We start from the raw sequence: 23,411 nt of genomic DNA, 5'->3' as shown, positions 1-23,411 counted from the left end.
GATTTTGATGTCATTTCGAGTTTTTTTCGAGTCTCGGAATAAATAAATGACAGGGCGTGCAGCTTCTGCCAGTATTTACCTGCGTCACCGACAGCGTTCCAGGGCAGGAAGAACCGCGGCGACCGGGAGGACGTGAAAGAACATGTCGGTCGGAATCCGCCACGACGATCTGCGTCGCCGCAACCGGGCGATGGTAATTGCGGCCGTGCGCCAGGCCGGACAACCGTCCCGCACCGAAATCGCCGCGACCACAAGCCTCAGCCATTCGACCATCTCGGCGATTTCCTCCGACTTGATCGTCGAAGGCATCCTGACCGAAAGCAAGCCGAGCGAGGCCGGCTCGCTCAAACGCGGCCGGCCGCAGGTCGGCCTCAGCCTCAATCCGGAAGCGGCCGCGGTAATGACCGTGGTGCTGTCGCTGAACTTCCTCTCCGTCGCCGTCATCGACTATGCCGGCCAGGTAGTATCCGAGGAACAGCGCCGGCTGGACACGCTGACGATGTCGCGCGAGTCGCTGATCGGTGAATGCACGGCAATCGTGCGGCGCCGCCTGGCAGATCCCGACCTGGACGTGCGCAGCATCGCCCGCATCGCGCTGGCGATCCAGGGCATTACCGACACCCGTGCCCGCGCCATGCTGTGGTCGCCGATCACGCCGCACACCGATATCGCCTTCGCTGACATATTCGAAGACGCGTTCGGCATCCCCGCCATAATGGAGAACGACTGCAACATGATGGCGGTGGCGCTGCGGTGGCGCGACCCCGATCGTTACCGCGACGATTTCATCGCTATCCTTTTGTCGCACGGCATCGGCATGGGCCTGGTGCTGAAGGGCGAATTGTTCACCGGCACCCATTCCTCGGGCGGCGAATTCGGCCACATGATCCATCGGCCGAACGGCGCGCTCTGCCGCTGCGGACGGCGCGGCTGCGTCGAAGCCTATGCGGGCAATTACGCCATCTGGCGCAACGCCAGGCAGATGGGCGAGGATGCAGAACCCGTCGCCGATGTCAGCGACGCCGACATGCGCGCCCTGGCTGCCGCGGCCCGCGAAGGTGACGGACCCGAACGGGAAGCCTATCGCAAGGCTGGCGAAGCGCTCGGCTACGGCCTCGGCAGCCTGTTCGCGCTGATCGATCCGGCGCCCGTTGCCATGGTCGGCGTCAGCGCGGCCGCCTTCGACCTGATAGAGCCGGCACTGCGCGAGGCGATTGCCCAGACCGCCGGTGGCCAGCACTCAAAATCGATTTCCTTCGACACCGAGCCGAACGAACTGCCACTGATCCGCGAAGGCTGCGCCATGCGGGCACTGATCTTCGTCGATCAAGAGATTTTTGCGCCGGGCGTGCAGGCGAGAGGGAGCGCCGGAAAGAGCGTGGCGTGAGGACCAGGGTCAAAATTGCGCGGTCCGCAACATCTACCGCTCCTTGAAAGCGCGCGCGAAGGAATCGCGCATCGGCCGTACGAGATACTCGAAGAAAGTCCGTTCGCCGGTGCTGATGAACGCTTCTACCGGCATTCCAGGGTAAAGCTGCTCCGCTTTCACGCCGGGCGGCAAGTTGGCGGCAATCTTCAGCTTGGCGCGGAAATAGGGTTCATGCGTAGCCTGATCGATAAGCCGATCTGCGGAAACCTGTGTCACCATGGCTGAAATCTCAGGGGTGAGCCGCATGTTCAACGCTGATAGTCGCAGTCTTGCCGGCTGGCCGACACGAACCTGGTCAATGTCTTTCGGCGGCAGCCGTGCATCGACGATCAAGCCCGATGCCGTAGGCAGAATCTCCATGATCTTCTCGCCGGGGGCAATCACGCTGCCCTTGGAATTGTAGGTGGACGATACCACGATGCCCGCCGCCGGCGCCTTGATCGTCGTCCGCCGCAGCACTGCCTCGGATGCCCGCATCTGTTCGTCAATGTCAGCCAGCGAAGAACGTACCTCGTCGAGTTTCGTCAGGGCTTCCTCCACGCGTTGCGTGGTCAGGCGCTCTATCTGCTCCTGGGCTTCGACGATCTGGGTGTTGGCCGATGCAAGATTTGCCTCCAGCGCCCCTGCCTGCCCGACGAGATCGGCCTCGCTACGCAAAAGCTGTGAATATTCAGTGCGATTGGTGAGGCCCTTGTCCAAAAGGCTGGTCTTGATGCCGAGTTCTTTCTTCACGACTTCGGCCTGTTGCTCAATGGCCTGTTTCTGGGCCTGCAATCCGACAACAGACTGGCGATGCATGGCAACCCGTTGCCTGAGGATCGATTGTTCCGATCGAAATCGGGCGAGCCTGGCGTTGAATTCCTTCTGCTGTTCTTGAACCAGGACCTCGAAATTGTGTTGGAACGGTGCCGGCGCAGCCTCTGTGATTGGCGCAAGCCGATCCAACCCGTCGCGTTCCGCCTCCAGCCGCGAGGCGCTGGCCTTCAACGCGATCGACTGTCTCGTCAGCCGGTTGAGTTCGGCTTGCGCGGCTGTTCGATCCAGCAGGATCAGTTCCTGGGCCTGTTGCACCCGATCACCCTCATGGACGAGCAACTCTTGGATGATGCCGCCCTCGGGATGCTGGATGAGGATGTTCCCGCCTGTCGCCGAGATTGTGCCTTGCGTGATGACCGCGCCGGACAACGGTGCACTGACCGCCCAATAGCCAAAGCAACCCATCAATATCGCCATTGCCGCGTATCCGGCGAATGCCACCCGGCGAATGTCGGTGCGTGCTGTGCCTTCCCGGACGAGGCTCTGTGCTGTCATCTTCTACGATCCAAAGCGGACACTATGAGGGGTGCCGCGGTTCGTCGTTGCAAAAGACCCTGTCACCGCCATGCTGCGCTGTGGGGCAAGGCCGATGCCGGCGATTGGCTGCCGCATCACGTCGCCGCTTGGACCGAAGGCTTCGATCACTCCGCTGCGTAGAAGCATCACGCGGTCGCAGGCTGCGGCGACCGAAGGGCGGTGCGTTATCACGATTGTCGTAACGCCCGCCGCTTTCGCGGCGGCAAGCACTTCTTCGAGCGCGGCTTCGCCGCTGCCGTCGAGATGGGTACTGGGCTCATCCAGAACGAGAACATGCGGATTGCCGTAAAAAGCGCGCGCCAGCCCGATCCTTTGGCGTTCGCCGCCCGACAGTGTTCTGTCCGACGAACCTATTCTGGTCTGATAGCCGTCTCGCTGCTCCAGTATCAGCTCATGCGCCCGGGCATTCTTTGCTGCCTCGACGATAGAGGCGTCATTCGCATCGGGTTCAAAGCGGGCGACATTTTCCGCGATCGATCCGGGAAAGAGCTCCACCTCCTGAGCGAGATATCCGATATGCCGGCCAAGCTGCTTCTCGTCCCAGGTTCTGAGATCGGCGCCATCAATCCTGACGCAGCCGCTGGTTGCCTGAATCGCACCGACAAGTAATCTTGCCAGGGTGGACTTGCCGGCTCCGCTCGGACCTATTATCGCCACCGCTTCGCCTGCGCCGATGCGGAAGTTCAGTCTCTTGATGATGGGTTCGGTGCCGGGTGTGGCGTTCGGCGCGACAAAGATGAGGCCCTGCACGACAATTTCGCCGGACGGGTCCGGCAAGGTCAGTTTTTGCGCATGCGCCGGATGGGCGGAAAACGCCTTGTCCAAACGCTTCCACGATCGTCTGGCGTCGACGATCTGCCGCCATGACCCGATCAGTTGGTCGAGCGGCTGCAGCGCACGGGACGACACCAGGGAAGACGCGAAGATCATGCCGGCCGTCATCTTCCCTTGCAGCACGAGCCATGCTCCGACACCCAGTATTGCTAGCTGAAGCATCATGCGTACGGCTCGCGACGTTCCACTGAAAATCGCGTTGGCCATCGACGAACGGTCATGCAGGACTAGCGCCTCCGCCACGTGCCTTCCCCACACTCGCGCGGCGTTTTGGATCATGCCCATGGCGCGCAGCGTCTCTGCATTCCGGGCAAAGGCCTGCTCCGACAGGCTGGCAACAGCCGAGCGTTCCGCCGACAAGGCATCATTCTTGCCGATGGCAAACTGATTTGCCACGACCAGCGCAAGCAACAGACCAGATCCCGCCAGCGTAAGCCAGAACAGCAAAGGATGGATGAGGTACAGCAGGGCGAGGAAGAACGGAGCAAACGGCAGGTCGAACAAGACCGCCGCGCCACGTGACCTGATGAAGGCGCATACCGAGGCAAGGTCGCGCAGTGGAGGCAGGGCTGCTCCCCCGGCGTACTTAGCCTCCAGCGAGACGGCGAATGTCCTCGCGCCCAGTCTGTTGTCGACAATGGCTGCAACGCGCTGCGTGTAAACGGAGCGGACCGCATCGAGGAGACCGAGAAAGGCGAGTGCGAGAACCGCGATAGCAGAGAGGTAAAGAAGCGTCTCGACGCTGGAGGAAGGCAGGACGCGGTCATAGACCTGCAACAGATAAAGGGGGATCACCAATAGCAGGATGTTGATGAGGAACGAAAAAACACCGACATCGGCGATGGCGCGCCTCAAGACTGCCCGCAGATCAGACCGTGCAATCATTCCCGCGCTCCTAACGGCTCATGGCCCCAACATAAGGGCGTCGCTTAGACCGAATGGTCGCCGGCGATGTCCAAGGGGTGGTGCTGCAGGTCGTCCAGCGTATAGGCGCGGATGTAGTCGATCTTCATCTCCGCTGGCGTAGCCAGATGGTCAGGAGGCTGGCCGGCAATGCCGCCCACCGCGAGATTGGCCAGCATATACATGGGATCGTGCATGTCGGCCGGCGTCGCTGCTTGAGCGACCTTTACACCATCGTAGGTCCAGACAAGCTCATCCTTCGTCCAGAGCAGGCCATAGGTGTGGAAACCGTCGGTATCCGCAACGTTCACCGTTGACGAAACCTTCGTGTGCGCTCCCGTCTCATTGGAATGCGCCGTCATGTAGAGCGTGTTCGGGTCCTGGCCGCGCGTTTCGACAACGTCCAGCTCCGGCGGCCACGATCCGTCCTCCGGAAGCAGCCAGAACGCCGGCCAGGCTCCGGCTGTTTCAGGAAGATCCGCCCGCATTTCGAAATAGCCGTAGGTTTGCGAGAAGGTGTCGTGGGTCGTCAGGATCCCCGAGGTGTATTCGTAGTTGTTGATCAGAGGCTTGATGTCCTCCGGCGCCTGCGCGGCGGTGATGGTGAGGACGCCGTTCTCAACGCTGAACGGATGGACCGAACTCGTCGGGCCATAATTGGCGTCGATATACCACTGCAACTCACCATTGCTGCTCAACGTGCTGCCGTTCGGCGCTCCCCACCAGAAATTGGAATTCCAGGTGCCGTCCTGCCCGTCCCGAAGGCTCAGCGTGTTGAAATCGTCGGAGAAGGACAGCGTCATTGCGGACTTGTCTATCGGAAGTTCGAACTGGGTGGGCTGCAGCTTGTCGATGGTCGTATTCTTGAACACCAGGATTTCGTCGGATCCGAGGTTCAGCATCACGTTCGATTCCACTTGGACCATCTGTGAACGGACGGCATCGAACGAAGTGAAATCGTAGCCGTTAAGGCGGAGCGCATCGGTCGCACCGAAATCGAAGATAAGATCGCTTCCATTACCTTTGGAGATGGCGAAAGTATCGGCGCCATCGCCGCCGATCAGGACATCATTTCCCTTGCCGCCATCCAGCGTCTGGTGACCTGACCCGCCCTTGATGATGTTGTCCAACGCATTTCCGAACGCAAATCGGTTGGTGCCGGTAACGACGAGGTTCTCGAAATTGTCAGGGAGCTTGTAGCTCATCCATGTGTCGATCGTGTCGATCCCTGCCCCAGGATCCTCGACCACCTTGTTGTTGGTGGAATAGAGATGATAGTAGTCGTCGCCGGCGCCACCGTGGATCGTGACAGTGACGCCGGTGTCTCCCCAGAAGGAGTCGTTGCCGGAGGTGCCATGCAGTTCCGGTCCAGACCCGGTGGCCGAGAACCAATGAGTGGAAGCGCCGGTGTAGGCAAGAGGGATGCCTTTGGCGTTTAAGACCGTGCTCATCAGAAATCCTTCCTCATGGTGTCCGACCTGGTCAAAGGTCCGGCGACCGCTCCCAAAGCAACGCTGCAAGGAACGAGATCGTTCCACGGAATCGTCATTCGATCCGAGACCGCAATAATCGGAAGGCGGATAATGAATAAGGAGGTGATGGCTCAATGTAAATTGAAGCAATTTAGTAAAATCGTATATTTATGCAGAACACACGTCGTTTAACGAACGTATATCTAAGTTAACTCAAATTTATTCTTGCATGGCTTTCTGGTCGGAGTCTGCGGGCAAGATGGCGACGTACCGCCAAGAGCGGTCATCCTCATCAGGTTTCGAATGACCGCATTTGGGCCAAAGCGTCACGTGCTCGCTCCCCATCGATGAGACGAGTGCAACATTCCACTCTTCGCGGCTGTTGGCGACCACGTGCTAATCGAGTTTTCCCGGTCACGATCTATCGGGACGGAACAGCCACCTAGTCTTCCCTGATCGCGTAACCCGCCCCACGGATGGTGCGGATGACATCAGGCATGCGGCCGTTGTTGACCGCCTTGCGCAGCCGGCCGACGTGCACGTCGACAGTGCGTTCGTCGATGTAAATCGTCTCGCCCCAGACATTGTCGAGCAGCTGGCTGCGCGAGAACACGCGGCCGGGGTGGCGCATCATGAATTCGAGCAGGCGGAATTCGGTCGGCCCGAGCCGGATCTCGCTCTTCTTGCGATAGACCCGGTGCGACTCGCGATCGAGCACGATGTCGCCGACCTTTAGCACGCTGGACAGCACTTCCGGCTTGGCCCGGCGCAGCAGCGCCTTGACCCTGGCCATGAACTCCGGCGTCGAGAACGGCTTGACCAGATAGTCGTCGGCGCCGGTCGACAGGCCGCGCACGCGGTCGCTTTCCTCGCCTCGCGCGGTCAGCATGATGATCGGCAGCCGCTCGGTCTCTGGGCGCATTCGCAGGCGCCGGCAGAGTTCGATGCCGGAAACCGCCGGCACCATCCAGTCGAGCACGAGAAGGTCGGGAACGTTCTCCTGCAGCCGGATTTCGGCCTCGTCGCCGCGCGTCACCACCTCGACCTGGTAACCTTCGGATTCAAGATTGTAGCGGAGCAGCACGCCTAGCGGCTCCTCATCCTCCACCACCATGATGCGTGGTGCGATCATCGGCTGGTCACCCCTGTTATGCCGCTGGCGCGGACATTGCCGTCTCGTCCTGCTTCGGACGATTGGCTGGCAGCTGCGTGCCGGTCAAAACATAGTAGGCATTTTCGGCGATGTTGGTCACGTGGTCGCCGATCCGCTCGAGGTTCTTGGCGCAGAACAACAGGTGCGTGCACGCCGTGATGTTGCGGGGATCTTCCATCATGTAGGTCAGCAGCTCGCGGAACACCGAGGTGTATTTGACGTCGATGCGTTCGTCATTGTTTCTGAGCGTGGCAAGCGCTGCCGGGTCGGCGGCGGCGTACTCGTCGACGACCCCCTGCACCTGGATCAGCACCAGTTGCGCCATCGCGTCGATCGAATGCGAAAGGTCGTGCGGCGTGACACTCAGCCCGACAGTGCCGACGCGCTTGGCGATGTTCTTGGCAAGGTCGCCGATGCGCTCAAGGTCGCCGGCCATGCGGATCGAACCGACCACCGCACGCAGATCGTTGGCCATTGGCTGGCGCTTGGCGATCAGCGTGATGGCGCGATCGTCCAGCTCGCGCTGGCGTGCATCCATGATGGCATCATCGGAAACCACGCGCTGCGCCAGCGCATTGTCCGAATTGAGCAAAGCCCTGGTCGAGCCACTGACCATCGAGCGGGCGAGATCGCCCATGTCGCGGATCAGCTGGCTGATCTGCTCCAGATCCTCATCGAAAGATGCGACGGTATGTTCACCCATGATCTTCGTCCCTCGTATGCCTGAGCTCAGCCGAACCGGCCGGTGATGTAGTCCTGGGTGCGTTTGTCGTCGGGGGTGGTGAACATCTTGTCGGTGGCGCCCTCCTCGACCAGATAGCCTAGATGGAACATCGCGGTGCGCTGCGACACGCGCGCTGCCTGCTGCATCGAATGGGTGACGATGACGATGGTATAGTTCTGACGCAGTTCGTCGATCAGTTCCTCGACGCGAGCGGTGGCGATCGGGTCGAGCGCCGAACACGGTTCGTCCATCAGGATCACCTCGGGTGACACGGCGATGGCGCGTGCAATGCACAGACGCTGCTGCTGGCCACCGGAAAGACCCGTGCCAGGTTCTTGCAAACGGTCCTTGACCTCGTTCCAGATCGCCGCCTTCTTCAGGCTCGACTCTACGATCTGGTCCATGTCGGCCTTGCGCTTGGCCAATCCGTGGATGCGCGGACCATAGGCAACGTTCTCGTAGATCGATTTGGGGAACGGATTGGGTTTCTGGAACACCATGCCGACGCGCGCCCTGAGTTCGACGACATCGATGTTCTTGTCGTAGATGTCTTCTTCGTCGAGCGTTATCTTGCCGGTTACCCGTGCTGAATCGATGGTGTCGTTCATGCGGTTGAGGCAGCGCAGGAAGGTGGACTTGCCGCAGCCGGAGGGGCCGATCAGCGCCGTCACCTGGTTCAGGCGGACGTCGAGATCGACGTCGAACAGCGCCTGCTTCTCGCCATAGAACACGCCGACCTTGTCGCCGCGCATTTTGATTACTTCGTTCGACTTCATCTTGTCGCCCACTGCGTTTTCAAGGGACTGTTCGGTCATGATGTTCATACCAAGATGCCTTTTTTCTACCAGCGCCGCTCGAACCGACGCCGAAGCACGATCGCGGTGATGTTCATGGCCATGAGGAAGACGAGCAGGATGATGATGGCGCCGGACATACGCTCGACGAAGGCGCGTTCGGCCTCGTTCGCCCACATATAGATCTGCACCGGCAGCGCGGTGGCCGGATCGAAAGGCGTCGTCGGTGGATCGGCGACGAAGGCGACCATGCCGATCAGCAGCAGAGGCGCGGTTTCGCCGAGCGCACGCGCCAGACCGATGATGGTGCCGGTGAGGATGCCGGGCGCGGCAAGCGGCAGGATGTGCTGGAACACCATCTGCATCTTGGAGGCGCCAAGACCGAGAGCTGCCGAGCGGATCGACGGCGGCACCGCTGCAAGTGCGGCTCGCGTCGCGATGATGATCGTCGGCAGCGTCATCAGCGTCAGCACCAGGCCGCCGACGAAGGCGGCAGAGCGCGGCATGCCCAGGAAATTGATGAACACCGCGAGGCCGAGCAAGCCGAAGACGATTGACGGCACTGCGGCCAGATTGTTGATGTTGACCTCGATAAGGTCGGTAAAACGGTTCTTCTTGGCGAACTCCTCCAGATAGATGGAGGCGGCGACGCCGATCGGCAGCGCCAGGAGCAACACGATCACCATCATATAGAACGAGCCGATGATCGCCACGCCCATGCCCGAGGTTTCCGGGCGGCTGGAGGCGCCGTAGGTGAACAGGCCGCTGTTGAAGTGCTCGGCCATCGCGCCCTCGGCCTTGAGCTTGTTCATCCAGGTGATCTGCTGGTCCGAGACCTTGCGTCGCGCTTCCTCGACGCTGAGGTCGATCTGACCCTTGAAAGCCGAGTCGAGATTGGCGGCGGCGAGGATGTTGACGTCGCGCGTCGTGCCGATCACGGACGGATCGGCGGCAACGATGTCGCGCAACTGGACGCGGGCGCCTTCCGACAGGAAGCCCTTGAGCTGCTTGATCGCCGGCTTGTCGTCGGGATTGATGCCGAGCTTGGCCACCAGCGCGTTTTCGGCGAGCTTGGGATAATTCGCCTTGATCAGAACGCTCGGATCGGTTGCGCGTTTGCCGGAAGGATCGATCACCTTCTCGTCGAACGAGATCGGCAGTGATACCGTCGTCTGCCAGAAGGCGGTGTAGCCTTTCGAGACGATGGTGATCAGCATGATTGCCAGGAACGCCAGGCCTACGGAAATCGCCACGACGCCATAGATGCGGAATCGGCGCTCGGCAGCGTAACGGGCCTTCAGGCCGATGTCGCGGCGCGGATGGGCCGCCGCCCTGACCATCGTATCCATGGAAATGTCGGTCATTCGTACTGCTCCCGATATTTGCGCACGATGTAGAGCGCGACGATGTTCATCACCAACGTCAGCGCGAACAGCGTCAGGCCGAGCGCGAAGGCGACCAGCGTCTGCGGCGAATTGAACTCGAGGTCGCCGGTGAGCTGGTTGACGATCTTGACGGTGATGGTCGTCATCGCCTCGAACGGGTTGATGGTGAGGTTGGCGGCGACGCCCGCCGCCAGCACGACAATCATCGTTTCGCCGATAGCGCGCGAGGCAGTCAGCAGGACGGCGCCGACGATGCCGGGCAGTGCAGCCGGCAGGATCACCCGCTTGATCGTCTCGGAGCGGGTCGCGCCGAGGCCGAGCGACCCGTCGCGCATGGCGCGCGGCACCGCGGTTATGATGTCGTCCGAAAGAGAGGACACGACCGGGATCAGCATGACGCCCATGACCAGGCCGGCGGTGAAGATGCTCTGGCCCTGGATGAAGGGCGAACCGCCGGTCAGTGCCGCGGACAGGTCGCGCAGGAATGGCCCAAGCGTGACGACGGCGAAGATGCCGTAGACGATGGTCGGTATGCCGGCCAGCAGTTCAAGCGCCGGCTTGACCACCGAGCGCACCCTGGGCGTTGCGTATTCGGCCATGTAGACAGCCGACATCAGCCCCACCGGCACCGCAACCAGCAGTGCGACGGCGGCGATGTAGAGCGTGCCCGCAAGAAGCGGGATCAGGCCGAACTGGCCCTGGCTGCCGCCCGAACCGGCAGCGGCAAAACGCGGATCCCAGACGGTGCCGAAGAAGAAACTCATCGGCGAGACGCTTTCGAAGAAGGTGATCGTCTGGAACAGCATCGAAAGCACGATGCCGATGGTGGTCAGGATGGCGATGGTGGAGGCGGCAAGCAGCCCCCACAGCATCAGCCTCTCGACATTGTTGCGTGCCCTGGCGCGCGGCTCGATCTGCCTGAGCGCATAGAAGGCGCCGGCGATCGAGGAAACGAGAATGACAATGGCGCCGAACAGGCCGAGCCGGTCCTGGACCTTGTTCGCCTCGACGGCGATCGGGATCATGTAATCCTGCGTGTCGCTCGCCAGTGCCACACCCTTGGCGGCGAGCAGCGGCTGCAACTCGGCAAAGCTGACAGGCATTGCGGCCAGTGTGCCCGCATCGAGCTTGCGCAGGCCCCTGGCGAGGCTCTTTACCAGGCTGACGTCCAGTGCCTCACTGGCAACCTTGCTGTCGACGGTGCGCTCGGGCAAGGCAGCGTGAATGTGTCGGTCCAGATAGATGGAAGACCCGACGGTCCAGACGGCAAGCAGCAAAAGAGCAGGCAGAACGGCGAGCAGGAAGGCCCACCAGCCATGATAGTGGGCGCGCGAATGCGGCTTGACCTTGCCATTGTCCTGGGCCGCGGCACGTTGCCGGCCGATGAAAAAGGCAACCAGGCCGACGGCAACGACGATGGCCAGTACGAGCAAGGACATGGACCCACCCCAAGAGAAATTCTTACGCAGCCGCCGTTGCGGCCTGCGATGAAACCGGGGCGCGGGATTGGCCCGCACCCCGGTTCGGCAGCTGATTACATCGACTTTCCGGCGGCGAAAGCGTCACGCTGGGCCTGACGCTCGGCATCCGGAGCAGCAACGAGGCCGTATTCGGCGAGCGGGCTTTCCGGGCCAACCATCTGGTCGTCAAGGAAGAACTCGACATATTCCTTGAGGCCGGGAACGACGCCCAGATGCGCCTTCTTGACGTAGAAGAACAGCGGGCGCGAGACGGGATACTTGCCGCTGGCGATCGTCTCGGTCGAAGGCACGATGCCTTCCACGGTGGCGACCTTCAGCTTGTCGGCATTGTTCTCATAGAAGGCGAGGCCAAACACGCCGACGCCGGTCTTGTTGGAGTCTATGCGGGCGAGCGTCTCGGTATAGTCGCCATCGATGTCGACGGCCTTGCCGTCCTTGCGGATGGCGATGCAGGTTTTGCCGATTTCCTTGTCGTCGGCAATGCCGGCAGCCTTGAGAGCAGCCTTGTCACAGCCGGCATCGAGGAGCTTGGTCTCGAACACTTCGCGCGTGCCGTGCTTTTCGCCCGGAATGTAGGCGGCGATGTCCCAGTCGGGCAGCTTCGGATTGACCTGGCTCCACTTGGTGTTCGGATTGTCGACCAGCTTGCCGTCAACGACCAGCTTGGCCGCGAGCGCCTTGTAGATGTCAGCGGGAACCAGCGCCCAGTCCGGGCCCTTGATGTCGGTGGCGAAGACGATGCCGTCATAGCCGATCCGGACTTCCTGGACTTCCTTCACGCCGGCGTCGGCGCAGGACTTGAGTTCGTCCGCCTTGATCGGACGCGACGAGTTGGCGATGTCGATCGTGTCTTCGCCGACGCCCTTGCAAAATTCCTTGATGCCGGCGCCGCTGCCGCCGGATTCGACGACCGGGGTCTTGAAGTTGGTGAACGTTTCGCCGAACTGCTCGGCAACGATCTTGGCATAAGGTAACACGGTCGATGACCCGGCGACCTGGATCTGGTCGCGCGCGGCGGCGAAGCCGGACGACGCGGCGAGCGCAAGCGCAGCGGCCGACGCCGTATAGAGGAATTTCTTCATGTGGCCTGCTCCTGTTCGGAAGATGGTCTCTCGGCGCTCGTCAGTCGGCGCCCGCTGAGGCCAATAGCCTTCGATTATAACAGTCGCATGACAGTTTGATGTCACCCCGGTAACGCTTCAGCGGGATGAGCAGAATGCCGCCTGGCCGGCACTCCCGACGCAGCCCGGCTTTGTCACCGGAATCAGGGACTTGCTCGATTCGGTCGAGGCTGGCCGGCGATTTGGAGATCAGCCGGCCTTTATGAAGAAAAGCCGGACGGGAGCGCGTTGCTCTCAGCCAGACGGTGTCGTGGCCGGGCCATCGCCGAAAACAGGTCCGTTGGGGTAGGTTGACGCTGTCTCATGCCGGCGGTCGCTGCTCCCGCCCGTAACTGGGAAGAGCGGAATTCGTATGTCGCCATTGTCTCGGCTGGATGCCGCCTTTCATATGGTGCGATCGCACCATAGTCTTGGCCGCTGACAGGGGCGCGAATCTTCGCCGTATTCCCGGCACTCGGGCAGAGCCGGCTTATCCGGCGTTGCGCTGCGCCTGCCGGCTGGCGCCGACCCAGCGCTCGACCTTCTCGAGCAACGCCCGGGGACTGATCGGCTTGGGCAGATAGTCGTCCATGCCTGCCTCCAGGCAGCGCTCGCGGTCGCCCTTCAGCGCATGCGCGGTGACGCCGACGATCGGCACATGCGTGCCGGTTTCTTCCTCCAGCCGGCGAATGGCGGCGGTTGCTTCGAGACCGTTCATCTCCGGCATGGAGACATCCATCAGGATCATGCACGGGTTGAGCCGGCCAAAGGCGTCGAGCGCCTTGCGGCCATTGCCGACGATCTCGAAACCATAACCGGTCTCGCCGAGGATCTGGGTGAACACCATCTGGTTCACCTCATTGTCCTCGGCCACCAGGATATCCAGCCTGTCGCCACCAGCCGCCACCGGTGGCCGGGGGCGAATCGAAGGCGGCTGCAGCAGCGCACGCTGTTCGGACGGTGCCGAGGGCTGCGGCCGTGCAACATTGCCTGGAGTGGCGTCGGCCGCGAGCGGCTGCGTGTCGCCAGTATTGTGGCGATGCCGCTGGATGGTGGCGACCAGCGTTTCCAGCAGCACCGAAGAGCGCGCCGGCTTGATCAGCTGGGCATCGATGCCGAGATCGCGATAGCTGGTGTTGGCGAGCGACTGGTCGACCGAGGTCAGCATGATGATCGGCGTGCCGGCAAGACCGGCGGTGTTGCGCACGATCCGCGCCATTTCGGCGCCGCTCATTTCAGGCATCTGGTAGTCGAGCACGACGCAGTCGACCGGCACGCCATAGGCTGCGGCGGCGATCAGCACCTTGAGGCCTTCGGCGCCGCTTTCGACCGCGCAGGAATCGAACGTCCACGATGTCATCTGTTCGGTCAGGATCGCCCGGTTGACGGCATTGTCGTCGACGATCAGCACACGCGCACCGGTCACGTCGATCGGCATGATGCGTTGCCCGTTCTGCTGTCCGGCCCTCGGCAGCGTCACCGAGAACCAGAAAGTCGAGCCCTTGCCTTCCGCACTTTCGACCCCGATATCGCCGCCCATCAGCTCGACGAGCCGCGAGGTGATGGCGAGGCCGAGACCGGTCCCCTCGTGTCGCCTCGTCGAAGAGGTGTCGACCTGGCTGAATTTCTCGAACACCAGTTTCAGTTTTTCCTCGGGGATACCGATGCCGGTATCGGTGACCGAGATCGTCAGCTTCGTTCCGGTTGGAACCCTCTCGCCGGTGACGTCGACCAGCACATGGCCTTCATCGGTGAATTTCACCGCGTTGCCGAGCAGGTTGGTGACGATCTGCCTGATACGGCCGACATCGCCGACGAACAGGCTCTCGAGCCGAGGCTCGACACGAACGATCAGCTCGAGGTCCTTTTCCTTGGCGCGTGTCGACACCAGCGTCGCTACATCCTCGATCGCCTCGGCCAGATTGAAGGGCGCGGGATCGAGCACCAGCTGACCGGCATCGATCTTGGAGAAGTCCAGGATGTCGTTGATGATGGTGAGCAGCGCATTGCCCGATTTCACGATGATGTCGGTAAACGTCTTCTGCTTCGGGTCGAGGTCCGATTTGGCCAGCAGTTCGGCCATGCCGAGCACGCCGTTCATCGGCGTGCGGATCTCATGGCTCATATTGGCGAGGAATTCCGACTTGGCGCGGTCGGCGAGCACGGCGCGCTGACGCGCCTCGCGCAGTTCGGCCTCTCGCATCTTCAGCTCGGTGATGTCGGTGGTCGAGCCGATCAGGTAGAGCGAGCCGTCGGAGGCGATCATCGCGCCCTTGCGGGCGAATTGATGCCTGACGCTGCCGTCGGCCAACGTCACCGTCTCTTCGACCTCCTGGGTTTCGCCGGTGCGCAGCACGGCGAGGTCGCCATTGACGAAAGCCTCGCCATCCGGCCCGAAAATCTCGATGTCGGTCTTGCCGATAGCCTCTTCCTTGCGGAAGCCCGTGAGATCGCACCAGCCCTTGTTGACATAGAACTGCCGGAGATCGGAGCGCTTGGCGTAGATCGATACCGGCACGTTGTCGATCAGGCTGCGGAACACCTCGTTCTCGCGCATGCTTTCTTCCAGCGCACGCTCGCGCGCCTTGACGTCGGTGATGTCGGTGCTCGAACCGACCAGATGCACCGACCCGTCCAGCGTCACCAGGCGGCTCTTGCGCGTCATCAACTGCCGAACCGTGCCGTCGCGATGGGTGACGGGTTCCTCGACCTCCTTGACGGCGCCCGTCACGACGACTTGCGTGTCGTCATGGCTGTAGCCATCGGCGTCCTGCGCACCGAACAACTGCCGGTCGGTGCGGCCGATGACATCCTCCTTGGCCAAGCCGGTGATCGCGCACCAGGCCTTGTTGACGAATTCGATGCTCAGGTCCTGCGCCTTGATGAAGGCGGCCACCGGCAACTCGTCCATCACGTGCCGGAACAGGTCGATCTGGCGCATCGAATCGCGCAATGCCGCCTCGCGGCTCTTGATCTCGGAGATGTCGACGCGAACACCGATGAAGGTGCCATCATCGGTCCGCATGTCGTAGACCTGGTACCAGCGGCCGTCGGGGTTATGACGCTCGTAGCAGGAATTGGGCAAGCGGTAGCGGGCGAGGATCGCATCCAGCCAGCGGTCATGGTCGCTGTCGTAGAGCTGGTCGACTTGTGGATCGCCGCTGTTGCGGAAATAGCCGTTCGCATGGCCCAGAACGAGTGCCTCGCGGAATGTGCAGCCGGGCTGCCATGCCGGCTTCAAGGCCGGCAGCGTATCCTGGATCTTGCGGTTGGCGAACACGAACCTGTCGTCGCTATCGTAGATGATCACGGCGGCCGGCAAGGATTCCAGGACGCTGGCGAGATGCTTGCGCGCATCCTGCGCCTCGGTCTCGCGGCGCTTCATGTCGGAAATGTCGAACAGGAAGCCGGCAACATAGTTGCGGCCGCTGGCCATGCCGACGCGGCTCTTCCTGACGATGCGCGATCGGCTGGCGCCATCGGCCTCGAAATTCTCTTCCACTTCGTACGGCCGCCCGGTCGCAAGGACGTCACGTTCGCTATGCTCGAAAAGCGCGGTGTCCTTTGTGGTAAGGAAATCGCCGCCGGACTTGCCGAGCATGGCTTGCGGCGTCTGGCCAAACAGAGCGGCGAACGCCTCGTTGACGAAGACGAAGCGCAGATGGTCGTCCTTGACGAAGATCGGATCCTTGACGGCGTTGATCACCGCCTCCGCCAGCCGCGCCTTCTCCAGCGCGTCGGCAAGTTCGGCCTCCCGGTCCTTCATGTCGGTGACGTCGACATAGGAGATCAGCCGCTTGCCGCCGGCCAGCGGCGCCATCGACGAGATCAGGGTGCGGCCGTCATTGCGCGAGAACTGCCGCGAGGCGGCGATCCCGGCCCTGATTTCCGCCTCGCGCTCTGCGACATGCCGCTGCCATGATGCATCGTCGGCACCAAACGGATCGATGTCGCGGCTGGCGTCCATCAGATCGCGGAAGCTGCAGCCGATCTCGGCGCGCCGGGCGTCGATCTGCCAGAAATCATAGAAAGCACGGTTGATGATCTCGGCGCGCATATTGGCGTCGAGGACGAGGACACCGATCGGCATCTGGTCGACCATGGTGCGGAGACTGGCGAAGGTCTCTGCGATCTTGGCATTGGCGCTTTTGATCTCCGCATCGCGCTGCTTGATCTCGGTGACCTCATAATAGGTCAGCAGCCGCCTGCCCCCGGACAACGCCGTCACCGAGAACATCATCGTCCTGCCGTTGGCATGGACAAATTCGCGCGGCGCGACGGATCCGGCGCGAATCTCGTCGAGGCGGGTGGCGAGGTAGCGCTGCCATTGCTGTTCGTCGATGTCGCCATAGATGCCGCTGCGGCGGTTGAGCTCCATCAACAGGCTGAACGGAGCGCCGACGCTAACAGCGCCGTCCGGAATCCTCGAGAGGTCGCGATAGGCCTTGTTGATGATCAGCGTGTCGAGCCTGGCATCGAGAAGCACGACGCCCATATGCATGGCGTCCATGGTCCGCTCGAGGTCGGCCAGATGCTGGTCGGGCTCGCCGTAGGCCGATGGTCCCGGCCCCGGATCTTTGAAGGCGCCCGCCAGTGCCGTGACGTTGCGGCCGATGCCGCGATAACCGGCAAATCTTCCTTCGTCGTCGAACTTCGGAAAGCCTGACGTCAAGACCCAGCGACAGTCGGCGCTGCCACCCTTGAGTTCGTAGACGAAGTCGCGAAAAGGCCGGTGCGCCTGCAGATCCTCCAGATGCGCGGCGCCACTGCGATCGCCGTTCAGGACCTGGTTGAGGAAGTCGAAGCGGAACCGGCCGAGCACGTTTGCCGGATCAATGCCCGTGGCTGCCTGGTAATTTTGCGAAAGCCAGGAGAAGCGCAGTTCGGCGTCGGTCTCCCAGACCCAGTCGGAACCGGCTTCAACGAGTTGGCGAAGCGCATCGTTCGAATCCATGCAAGAGGCGGACGATGATGCATCATCGCCATGCGCTGTGGATCTGCGAGGCCCGCGCTTGCCGCGCGCGCCGATTGTTTCGTTCGCTTCCGCCATGCCGTCCCCACCCCGAAAACCAAGGCCGAACCCTCCTCCGCGGTTCGCCGGCGGAATGTGCCCGAGAAGCATTAAGGATCCGCTAACCTTAACGGTTGGTTAGACAGGATCGGGCGGCAGGGTCTGCTTCATTCCGCCCGGTTGTCGGCAGGGTCGAACCCGCTATATAAGCAGCGGCAGGGGTATTGCTGATGCTTGGACGGATTTTGCCTTTTTTCATGGGGCTGGCGCTGCTTTTCGGCGGCGGTTGCTCGCGCAGTTATGACGGCACGGTCGTCATCCCGAGGCCGCTCGATGTCCGACGCTTCTGGGACCGGCCGCCACCGAATGTCGACTATGGGCAAGCCGAGGTCGAAAACGGCGCTTTTCCGGTGGCGCCGCAGCCGCCCCGGCGTTTTTCCGAGCGCAAGGTCAGCCATGCCGCGCCGAGACGGCACCAGACGAGGTTGCCTGCGTCGGCGTCCCTATCGGCGCCGGCGAAATCGCTGACCTGCAGGAACGTCAGCGAGCCTGGCAAGAGAGCTCGCATGGTCTGCGATTAGATTGGAGCTTGGTCCTAAAAGCGGGATTCGATCAAACAAAACGCGATCCGCGGATAGCTCGGTTACCCGGCCTTCACAGGGAAGCAGCGCCTTTTTTCGGCTCCTTCGCTCCGAGCTTGTCGAGTGCAAGACGAACCTGACGCAGATCTTCCTGCCAACCGTCATCGTCGTCCATTGGGCCCTCCGAGGCAGCCCGCTGCAACCCACGCGCCTCGGATTCGATCTCGCGCAGTTCGGCGATTTTCTGTTCGGTGGTCAGCGAGTCGTCTTCGACGATCTCCAGCACCCGCATTTCCCTGAAAGTAGCCACGGCGTTCCTCCCGGCTGATGTCGATCACAACGCCGTGAGTGCCCCTCTGTTCCAGAGGGATCGCGCAACCGCATCGCAGCAGGCACGCCGCCACCGGTGATCGCCGATCGGGGAAGACCGGCGATCATTCGGCCGGGAAAAATGCCGGGCCGACCACGCGCACCGGCCGCTCGCCGGCCTCGATCGAAAGGTGCTGGGCGGTACCTGGGGCTTCGGCATCGATCCCGGCGACGGCCGCAACCGTGCCGAGATCCGGCTTCGCCGTCGGCAGCGGAATAATGGCGTTGCGCATGTTGGCGGGCGTCACAGTCCTGGCTCGCAGTTCGGTGACCCGCTGGTAGTAGCGCTTGACGTCGCATGCCTTGAAATTCGCATCATCGCGATATCTGAAGGCTGCCGGCAGCTCGGTATAGGGTTTGCGCGTGTCGAGCGCGGTCATCTGGTCGGTTTCGAGGCTGGCGTCGCTCAACGTGTAGAGGTCGACGCTGGGGTCATCGCAGATGTAACGGCATTGATCGACCGTCTCCTTAAGATCGCCGCTGGCGGCGAACTGCGACTTTGGCGCCGGGAAGAAATACCCGTCCGACAGACGCACGCAAAACAGCATCGCATTGCCGGCGAACGTGGTGCTCGCCGATTGCGTGCTGGGCGCGGCGCGCACAGGCCGTTGCTTTGCCGAAGGCGCACAGCCAAGCGCGACGAGGCGCGCCTGCAGGCCCGCTGTGTCGCGGCCCGAATTCCCAGCGGCAGCGATCCGGCGCTGCACATCCGAGCGGCTCCTGGCGAGATCGGCGCAGGCATTGAAGAGACCACCAAGCGAACTTTTCGCCGTGCACTGGCGCTGTCTCTCGATAGTCTGGATGGCTGCAAGTTGCCGGCGCAACTGGGCAAGCTCCGGGCTCGCCCCGCCGCTGCGGCCAGCCAAAAGCAACTGGCTTCTGATCGCGCCGCAGCTGTCCGCGTAGGACGAAAGCGTACCGAACAAAACTGCCGCCAGCGAAATAAATGCGATCACCATGGAAGGCCAGAAACGGATCATCGGGACAACTTGGTCCTTTTTGCGGAGAACCTGGAATTTAGAGCCCATGACTTCAGCAAGCTTCAGCTACATGAGTAATTTCTAATAATCTAAAGAGTTTCAACCTGAATAACCTATTGTCTATTGTACTACGTTACCTCATGTAAATTCGATATTACATTTTTATTTCAAGATTGAGACGAACCTCGAAAGAAAGCGCAAGCCTGACCGTGGCCGAGGATTTGCAACGCAACGGACCGAGATCAATGCGCCATTATCGCCAGGCGTTCGAAACCTTTGCCGGGCCTTCCGCGTTGAAGGACCAAAGGGAGATTGCAGATGTCGATCCACTTCACCGTCTCGGACCTGACAAGAAACCTGTTTCACTCGCTGGGGCTGGACCAGCGCGCGCCAAGGCCACTCAATCCCGAGCAGAGTCTGTTGCTGGAATGCTATCTGGCCGGCCAGGTTCCTGAATCAGCCTGGAGCGACTACGTCTTCGAGACGCCCGATCTTGCCCGGCATGCCGAGGCAAGGCGCAGTCACCACTGAGCGGCAGGGCCTATTTTGGAGAAGCGAATTGCAATGTGAACACGTTGCCGGCGATCCCTTGCGCCAGCTTCGCTGAGAAGGTCAGGGGCAGACAATTCTGCAGGGCCGTTGTCGCGGCGTCGACAAACGATTTCTTCGCCTTGGCATCGCCTTCCACCTTGATGGCTGTCGGCCTCGGTGGGCCGATTAGCGTGCCGTCCCGCTTGAAGCTGAAGCTCAAGGTGACGCTGGCGGTTCCGGCATCCGCCGGCGGTGTCCAGCATGCCTGAATGGCGGTGCCGACATCGTTCATTGTGTTCAGTTCAGCCGCATTAGAAGGATGAACAGCACTCGCCAGCATCACACCCACAACCGCAACCCACTTCGCAACGCTTTTCATCGCCAGCCCTCATTTCGCGCCTGACCGATCATCCATGCCGGACTGGATGGTAGGGCCAACGCCGGCGATGACAATATCTCTCCGCAAAAGTTGACGTCAGAAAAGCGACACTGGACGAGGCCTCGTGCCAGATCGCACTTGGCGACGGCGTGCGAAAGCAAAAAGGCCGGCATTGCGCCGACCTTTCCTATCGCTACGACGTTCTGCGCCAGTACATCCGTGGTCGCGGGCCGAAAGCGAATTGCCCCGCAGTAGACAGGGCTTTGGTTAACGCATCGTTAACCTCAGGCCTTGGCCTGCGACTTCACATGCGCGATATAGCCGCGCACGTCGCCGGCCGGCTCGCTATAGGCCTTGCCGAGCGTCTTCTCGATCGCCGCCACATAGTCCTTCGCCCATCGGGGCAGGGAATAGTCGACGACGGCCAGGAATTCGAGCGTCGCCGCCAGCCGGATATCGGCGATCGAAGGATGCTTGCCGCCGATGAACGGCTTGCCGTCCCTGAAGAAGCTGTGGAAGACCTCCAGCGGCTCGGCGATCGCGGCCATCGCCGCCTTCTGGGCCTCCGACTTCCTGTCGGGGTGCGCGTCGCTGTGGCCGACCTCGCCGGCATAATGCGGGAAGCCGAGCGCCGGGTAGGTGGCGCGCGCCACATAGGGGTAGAGCGTACCGATCAGGTAGAACATGGCACTGTCGACCATCGCCCGCTTGGCCGGCGCCTTCGGATAGAATTTCTCCAGCCCGTGCTTGTTGGCGAGATACTGCATGATGGCGCAGCTTTCCCACAACACGCCTCTGGGGAGGCCCTTGTCCTCGATCATCGGTGTCAAATGGGCGGGATTTCGCGCCATGAACTCCGGCGAACGGGTGTGGCCCCAGGCATCGGTCTCGGCATGGTCGAAACCGGCCGCGCGCGCAAACACCCGCACGGTCATGTTGTTGACGCTGGGCTTCAGCATGCTGAGCTTCAGCGCCGGCTTCTTGGCCGGCTTGGCCTTGGCCCTGGGCGCGGCTTTTGCCGTCGCCTTGGCGGCCGCCTTGGCTTTTGGCTTTGCCGCAGCTTTCGCCGCCGGCTTGGCGGCAGCTTTGGCCGCGGATTTCCCGGCAGTCTTCGTCGCTGTCTTGGCCATCTTGTTCCTCCCTCTGGTCTGTTCAGTATGGGTTTTTCGGCGCCCGATCGTCCGACAAGGTGGCGCGGGAACGTTCGACGAGCGCCTGGATCGCATCGGCGAGATGCACTTCGGCGATGTTGTAGTCGCCGCGCGCGACCCGCAGCCTGTGCGCTTCCATCAGCACATCGGCGTGGGTGAAGCCCGCTGGCGGTTCGAAGCGGTAGGACGCCAACTCGATCAGCAGGCCGAGCGGATCCTCGAAATAGATCGAATCCATGAAACCGCGATCCTTGACGCCGCTGTGCTTGATGCCGCGCTCGTCGAGCCGAGAGACCGCCTGCAGGAAGGTGACGCGCGACACCGAAAAGGCGATGTGGTGGACACAACCCGGATCGGTCGGCGTGCGCCGTTTCTCCGGTGTGCGGCTCTCGTCGGTGAAGATGGTGATCAGCCGGCCATCACCCGGATCGAAATAGAGGTGGCTTTCCCTGGGCTTGTCGAGGTTGGGCTGCTCGAAGATGAACGGCATGCCGAGCACGCCTTCCCAGAAATCGATAGAGGTTTGGCGCCCGGCACCGACCAGCGTGATGTGATGAACGCCCTGAGATTGCAGCTTCTGCATTGGCCTTCCTCCCGAGGCATCGACTGCCCGTCCGGATCCGACCAACACCGGGCGTTCTGCGCGCCGCTGGAGCCGTGCCCGAGGACCCATGACGCGATGCTAATGCAATCGGGCCCACTGCGCCAGAAGCCACGAACGTAGCCAGGATCGAGCGATTGGTGGAGACAAGCTTGGTACGCCCAAGGGGAATCGAACCCCTGTTCCCGCCGTGAGAGGGCGGTGTCCTGACCGCTAGACGATGGGCGCGTTCAAGAACCGGCGATATAGGCTGAGCGCTGGGAAAAAGCAACTGGGCTTCGCCGGCTTTGTCGTATCGGGGAAAAGCCGTGCGCAAGCCTAACGTTTCGGCTCGATCAGGTCCCAGAGATTGCCATGCAGATCGGCGAAAACAGCCACCGTGCCATAGGGCTCGAAGCGCGGTGCTTCGCGGAATTCGACGCCCTTCTCCAGCATCGCCGCGTGGTCGCGGGCGAAGTCGTCGGTTTCCAGGAACAGGAAGACACGCCCGCCGGTCTGGTTGCCGATGCTTTTGCTCTGTGCCTCGTCGGAAGCCTCGGCCAGAAGCAGCCTGGCGCCCTGCCCGTTGGCCGGCGCCACTGTGACCCAGCGCTTGCCGCCGCCGAGATCGACATTTTCGACGAGCAGGAACCCCAGCCTCTCGACATACCAGGCGATCGCCTCGTCATAGTTGGCGACGACCAGGGCGACCGTGGCGACGCGACGATGCTCGGCGAACCCGCTCATCCCTGAGGCTTGCTCATTGGCCTGCTGCCGTTCATCGTTGCGGCTCGGTCACTTGTTGCGGATCGCAAAGCGGCCGATCAGGCGTCGCTCGGTGATGTCGTAGACGAAGATCGTGCGGCTGCCGTCGGCAAGCTCGGCATCGATCGAGACACGATTGCCGGACAGCGACTGGCTGACCACCTTGGCCCCGACCGGCAGCACGATGTCGCCGCTGACCGGTTCGCCGGCGGGTGTCTGGATATCGCCGGCCAGCGGCGGGTTCGCCGGCGGTGCATTGCGCGCTTTGTAGACAAGGGCGCCGATCACCACCATAAGGGCGAGGAACAGCAGGCCGAGATTGATCCCGACGAAGCGGACGAGTTTCCTGCGCACCTTTTCGACCTCGGGGTCGAGCGGCTTATCCTGGTCTTCTTCGGCGATCGGGCTGGCCATGGCAAAACAGTTCCGGAACGGT

20 protein-coding genes and 1 tRNA gene are annotated in these 23,411 nt (G+C 61.9%); 3 read left to right on the top strand and 18 right to left on the bottom strand.

Features of this window, described 5'->3' with window-relative positions; genetic code table 11:
• The first annotated feature begins 142 nt into the window (after positions 1–142).
• A complete protein-coding gene (locus NKJ11_RS21465; RefSeq protein ID WP_128305026.1) occupies positions 143–1,387 on the top strand; it encodes an ROK family protein in 1,245 nt (414 codons plus the stop codon).
• A 33-nt stretch (positions 1,388–1,420) separates the two neighbouring features.
• On the opposite strand, the gene NKJ11_RS21460 is transcribed toward NKJ11_RS21465, so the two are convergent.
• The 10 genes from NKJ11_RS21460 to NKJ11_RS21415 all read right to left on the bottom strand — a co-directional run bounded on the left by NKJ11_RS21460 (position 1,421) and on the right by NKJ11_RS21415 (position 17,678).
• A complete protein-coding gene (locus tag NKJ11_RS21460; RefSeq protein WP_128305025.1) occupies positions 1,421–2,740 on the bottom strand; it encodes an HlyD family type I secretion periplasmic adaptor subunit in 1,320 nt (439 codons plus the stop codon).
• A gap of 3 nt (positions 2,741–2,743) precedes the next feature.
• A complete protein-coding gene (locus tag NKJ11_RS21455; protein WP_352629262.1) occupies positions 2,744–4,501 on the bottom strand; it encodes a type I secretion system permease/ATPase in 1,758 nt (585 codons plus the stop codon).
• A 44-nt stretch (positions 4,502–4,545) separates the two neighbouring features.
• Entirely contained in the window at positions 4,546–5,970 is a 1,425-nt protein-coding gene (gene eglC, locus NKJ11_RS21450) for an endo-1,3-1,4-beta-glycanase EglC (protein ID WP_352442041.1), read from the bottom strand.
• Between the two features lie 463 nt (positions 5,971–6,433).
• Entirely contained in the window at positions 6,434–7,123 is a 690-nt protein-coding gene (gene phoB / locus NKJ11_RS21445; protein ID WP_010911896.1) for a phosphate regulon transcriptional regulator PhoB, read from the bottom strand.
• A 16-nt stretch (positions 7,124–7,139) separates the two neighbouring features.
• Complete coding sequence (gene phoU / locus NKJ11_RS21440; protein WP_127413489.1) at positions 7,140–7,847, bottom strand: phosphate signaling complex protein PhoU; 708 nt, start codon at positions 7,845–7,847, stop codon at positions 7,140–7,142.
• A 26-nt stretch (positions 7,848–7,873) separates the two neighbouring features.
• Positions 7,874–8,692: a phosphate ABC transporter ATP-binding protein PstB gene (gene pstB, locus NKJ11_RS21435; RefSeq protein ID WP_013529271.1), complete on the bottom strand. Its 819-nt coding sequence runs from the start codon at positions 8,690–8,692 to the stop codon at positions 7,874–7,876.
• A gap of 17 nt (positions 8,693–8,709) precedes the next feature.
• On the bottom strand, positions 8,710–10,026 hold the full coding sequence (gene pstA, locus NKJ11_RS21430; protein WP_023810984.1) for a phosphate ABC transporter permease PstA: 1,317 nt from the start codon (positions 10,024–10,026) through the stop codon (positions 8,710–8,712).
• Entirely contained in the window at positions 10,023–11,486 is a 1,464-nt protein-coding gene (gene pstC, locus NKJ11_RS21425; protein WP_352794240.1) for a phosphate ABC transporter permease subunit PstC, read from the bottom strand. The genes pstA and pstC overlap by 4 nt, the downstream gene beginning before the upstream one ends.
• A 95-nt stretch (positions 11,487–11,581) precedes the next feature.
• On the bottom strand, positions 11,582–12,610 hold the full coding sequence (locus NKJ11_RS21420) for a PstS family phosphate ABC transporter substrate-binding protein (RefSeq protein WP_352611788.1): 1,029 nt from the start codon (positions 12,608–12,610) through the stop codon (positions 11,582–11,584).
• A gap of 508 nt (positions 12,611–13,118) precedes the next feature.
• On the bottom strand, positions 13,119–17,678 hold the full coding sequence (locus NKJ11_RS21415) for a PAS domain-containing protein (RefSeq protein WP_352794239.1): 4,560 nt from the start codon (positions 17,676–17,678) through the stop codon (positions 13,119–13,121).
• Between the two features lie 191 nt (positions 17,679–17,869).
• Here NKJ11_RS21415 and NKJ11_RS21410 point away from each other — a divergent pair, with 191 nt between their 5' ends.
• Positions 17,870–18,220, top strand: a complete 351-nt coding sequence (locus tag NKJ11_RS21410) for a hypothetical protein (RefSeq protein ID WP_352794237.1) — start codon at positions 17,870–17,872, stop codon at positions 18,218–18,220.
• A 73-nt stretch (positions 18,221–18,293) separates the two neighbouring features.
• Here NKJ11_RS21410 and NKJ11_RS21405 read toward each other — a convergent pair whose 3' ends face one another.
• Entirely contained in the window at positions 18,294–18,530 is a 237-nt protein-coding gene (locus NKJ11_RS21405) for a hypothetical protein (protein WP_013529265.1), read from the bottom strand.
• 124 nt (positions 18,531–18,654) lie between these two features.
• Positions 18,655–19,569, bottom strand: a complete 915-nt coding sequence (locus NKJ11_RS21400; RefSeq protein ID WP_352794235.1) for a DUF2865 domain-containing protein — start codon at positions 19,567–19,569, stop codon at positions 18,655–18,657.
• Positions 19,570–19,887: 318 nt separating this feature from the next.
• On the opposite strand from NKJ11_RS21400, the gene NKJ11_RS21395 reads away from it, so the two are divergent.
• Positions 19,888–20,100, top strand: coding sequence for a hypothetical protein (locus tag NKJ11_RS21395; RefSeq protein ID WP_023810978.1), 213 nt, complete (start codon positions 19,888–19,890; stop codon positions 20,098–20,100).
• Positions 20,101–20,110: 10 nt separating this feature from the next.
• On the opposite strand, the gene tolA is transcribed toward NKJ11_RS21395, so the two are convergent.
• From tolA to NKJ11_RS21365, 6 genes are all read right to left on the bottom strand, one after another.
• Positions 20,111–20,479, bottom strand: a complete 369-nt coding sequence (gene tolA / locus NKJ11_RS21390; RefSeq protein WP_352794233.1) for a cell envelope integrity protein TolA — start codon at positions 20,477–20,479, stop codon at positions 20,111–20,113.
• Positions 20,480–20,763: 284 nt separating this feature from the next.
• Positions 20,764–21,609, bottom strand: coding sequence for a glutathione S-transferase family protein (locus NKJ11_RS21385; RefSeq protein ID WP_128305016.1), 846 nt, complete (start codon positions 21,607–21,609; stop codon positions 20,764–20,766).
• A gap of 22 nt (positions 21,610–21,631) precedes the next feature.
• Positions 21,632–22,213: a VOC family protein gene (locus NKJ11_RS21380; RefSeq protein ID WP_127268028.1), complete on the bottom strand. Its 582-nt coding sequence runs from the start codon at positions 22,211–22,213 to the stop codon at positions 21,632–21,634.
• Between the two features lie 171 nt (positions 22,214–22,384).
• Positions 22,385–22,459: transfer RNA gene (locus tag NKJ11_RS21375), tRNA-Glu, on the bottom strand.
• Positions 22,460–22,549: 90 nt separating this feature from the next.
• A complete protein-coding gene (locus tag NKJ11_RS21370; protein ID WP_023810974.1) occupies positions 22,550–22,957 on the bottom strand; it encodes a VOC family protein in 408 nt (135 codons plus the stop codon).
• A 48-nt stretch (positions 22,958–23,005) separates the two neighbouring features.
• Positions 23,006–23,389 (bottom strand): fimbrial protein, encoded by a 384-nt coding sequence (locus NKJ11_RS21365; RefSeq protein WP_013529257.1) that lies wholly within the window; start codon positions 23,387–23,389, stop codon positions 23,006–23,008.
• Positions 23,390–23,411 lie beyond the last annotated feature (22 nt).

This window comes from Mesorhizobium sp. M0243, assembly GCF_040321775.1.
In the GTDB taxonomy this organism is placed as follows: domain Bacteria; phylum Pseudomonadota; class Alphaproteobacteria; order Rhizobiales; family Rhizobiaceae; genus Mesorhizobium.
The sequence above is the reverse complement of the archived record's forward strand: the minus strand, read 5'-3'. Positions and strand labels throughout refer to the sequence as shown.

Coding starts and splice junctions, on each gene's coding strand:
- NKJ11_RS21465 (WP_128305026.1), top strand. CDS start 143: ATGTCGGTCGGAATCCGCCACGACGATCTGCGTCGCCGCAACCGGGCG.
- NKJ11_RS21460 (WP_128305025.1), bottom strand. CDS start 2,740: ATGACAGCACAGAGCCTCGTCCGGGAAGGCACAGCACGCACCGACATT.
- NKJ11_RS21455 (WP_352629262.1), bottom strand. CDS start 4,501: ATGATTGCACGGTCTGATCTGCGGGCAGTCTTGAGGCGCGCCATCGCC.
- eglC (WP_352442041.1), bottom strand. CDS start 5,970: ATGAGCACGGTCTTAAACGCCAAAGGCATCCCTCTTGCCTACACCGGC.
- phoB (WP_010911896.1), bottom strand. CDS start 7,123: ATGATCGCACCACGCATCATGGTGGTGGAGGATGAGGAGCCGCTAGGC.
- phoU (WP_127413489.1), bottom strand. CDS start 7,847: ATGGGTGAACATACCGTCGCATCTTTCGATGAGGATCTGGAGCAGATC.
- pstB (WP_013529271.1), bottom strand. CDS start 8,692: ATGAACATCATGACCGAACAGTCCCTTGAAAACGCAGTGGGCGACAAG.
- pstA (WP_023810984.1), bottom strand. CDS start 10,026: ATGACCGACATTTCCATGGATACGATGGTCAGGGCGGCGGCCCATCCG.
- pstC (WP_352794240.1), bottom strand. CDS start 11,486: ATGTCCTTGCTCGTACTGGCCATCGTCGTTGCCGTCGGCCTGGTTGCC.
- NKJ11_RS21420 (WP_352611788.1), bottom strand. CDS start 12,610: ATGAAGAAATTCCTCTATACGGCGTCGGCCGCTGCGCTTGCGCTCGCC.
- NKJ11_RS21415 (WP_352794239.1), bottom strand. CDS start 17,678: ATGGCGGAAGCGAACGAAACAATCGGCGCGCGCGGCAAGCGCGGGCCT.
- NKJ11_RS21410 (WP_352794237.1), top strand. CDS start 17,870: ATGCTTGGACGGATTTTGCCTTTTTTCATGGGGCTGGCGCTGCTTTTC.
- NKJ11_RS21400 (WP_352794235.1), bottom strand. CDS start 19,569: ATGATCCGTTTCTGGCCTTCCATGGTGATCGCATTTATTTCGCTGGCG.
- NKJ11_RS21395 (WP_023810978.1), top strand. CDS start 19,888: ATGTCGATCCACTTCACCGTCTCGGACCTGACAAGAAACCTGTTTCAC.
- tolA (WP_352794233.1), bottom strand. CDS start 20,479: ATGAAAAGCGTTGCGAAGTGGGTTGCGGTTGTGGGTGTGATGCTGGCG.
- NKJ11_RS21385 (WP_128305016.1), bottom strand. CDS start 21,609: ATGGCCAAGACAGCGACGAAGACTGCCGGGAAATCCGCGGCCAAAGCT.
- NKJ11_RS21380 (WP_127268028.1), bottom strand. CDS start 22,213: ATGCAGAAGCTGCAATCTCAGGGCGTTCATCACATCACGCTGGTCGGT.
- NKJ11_RS21370 (WP_023810974.1), bottom strand. CDS start 22,957: ATGAGCGGGTTCGCCGAGCATCGTCGCGTCGCCACGGTCGCCCTGGTC.
- NKJ11_RS21365 (WP_013529257.1), bottom strand. CDS start 23,389: ATGGCCAGCCCGATCGCCGAAGAAGACCAGGATAAGCCGCTCGACCCC.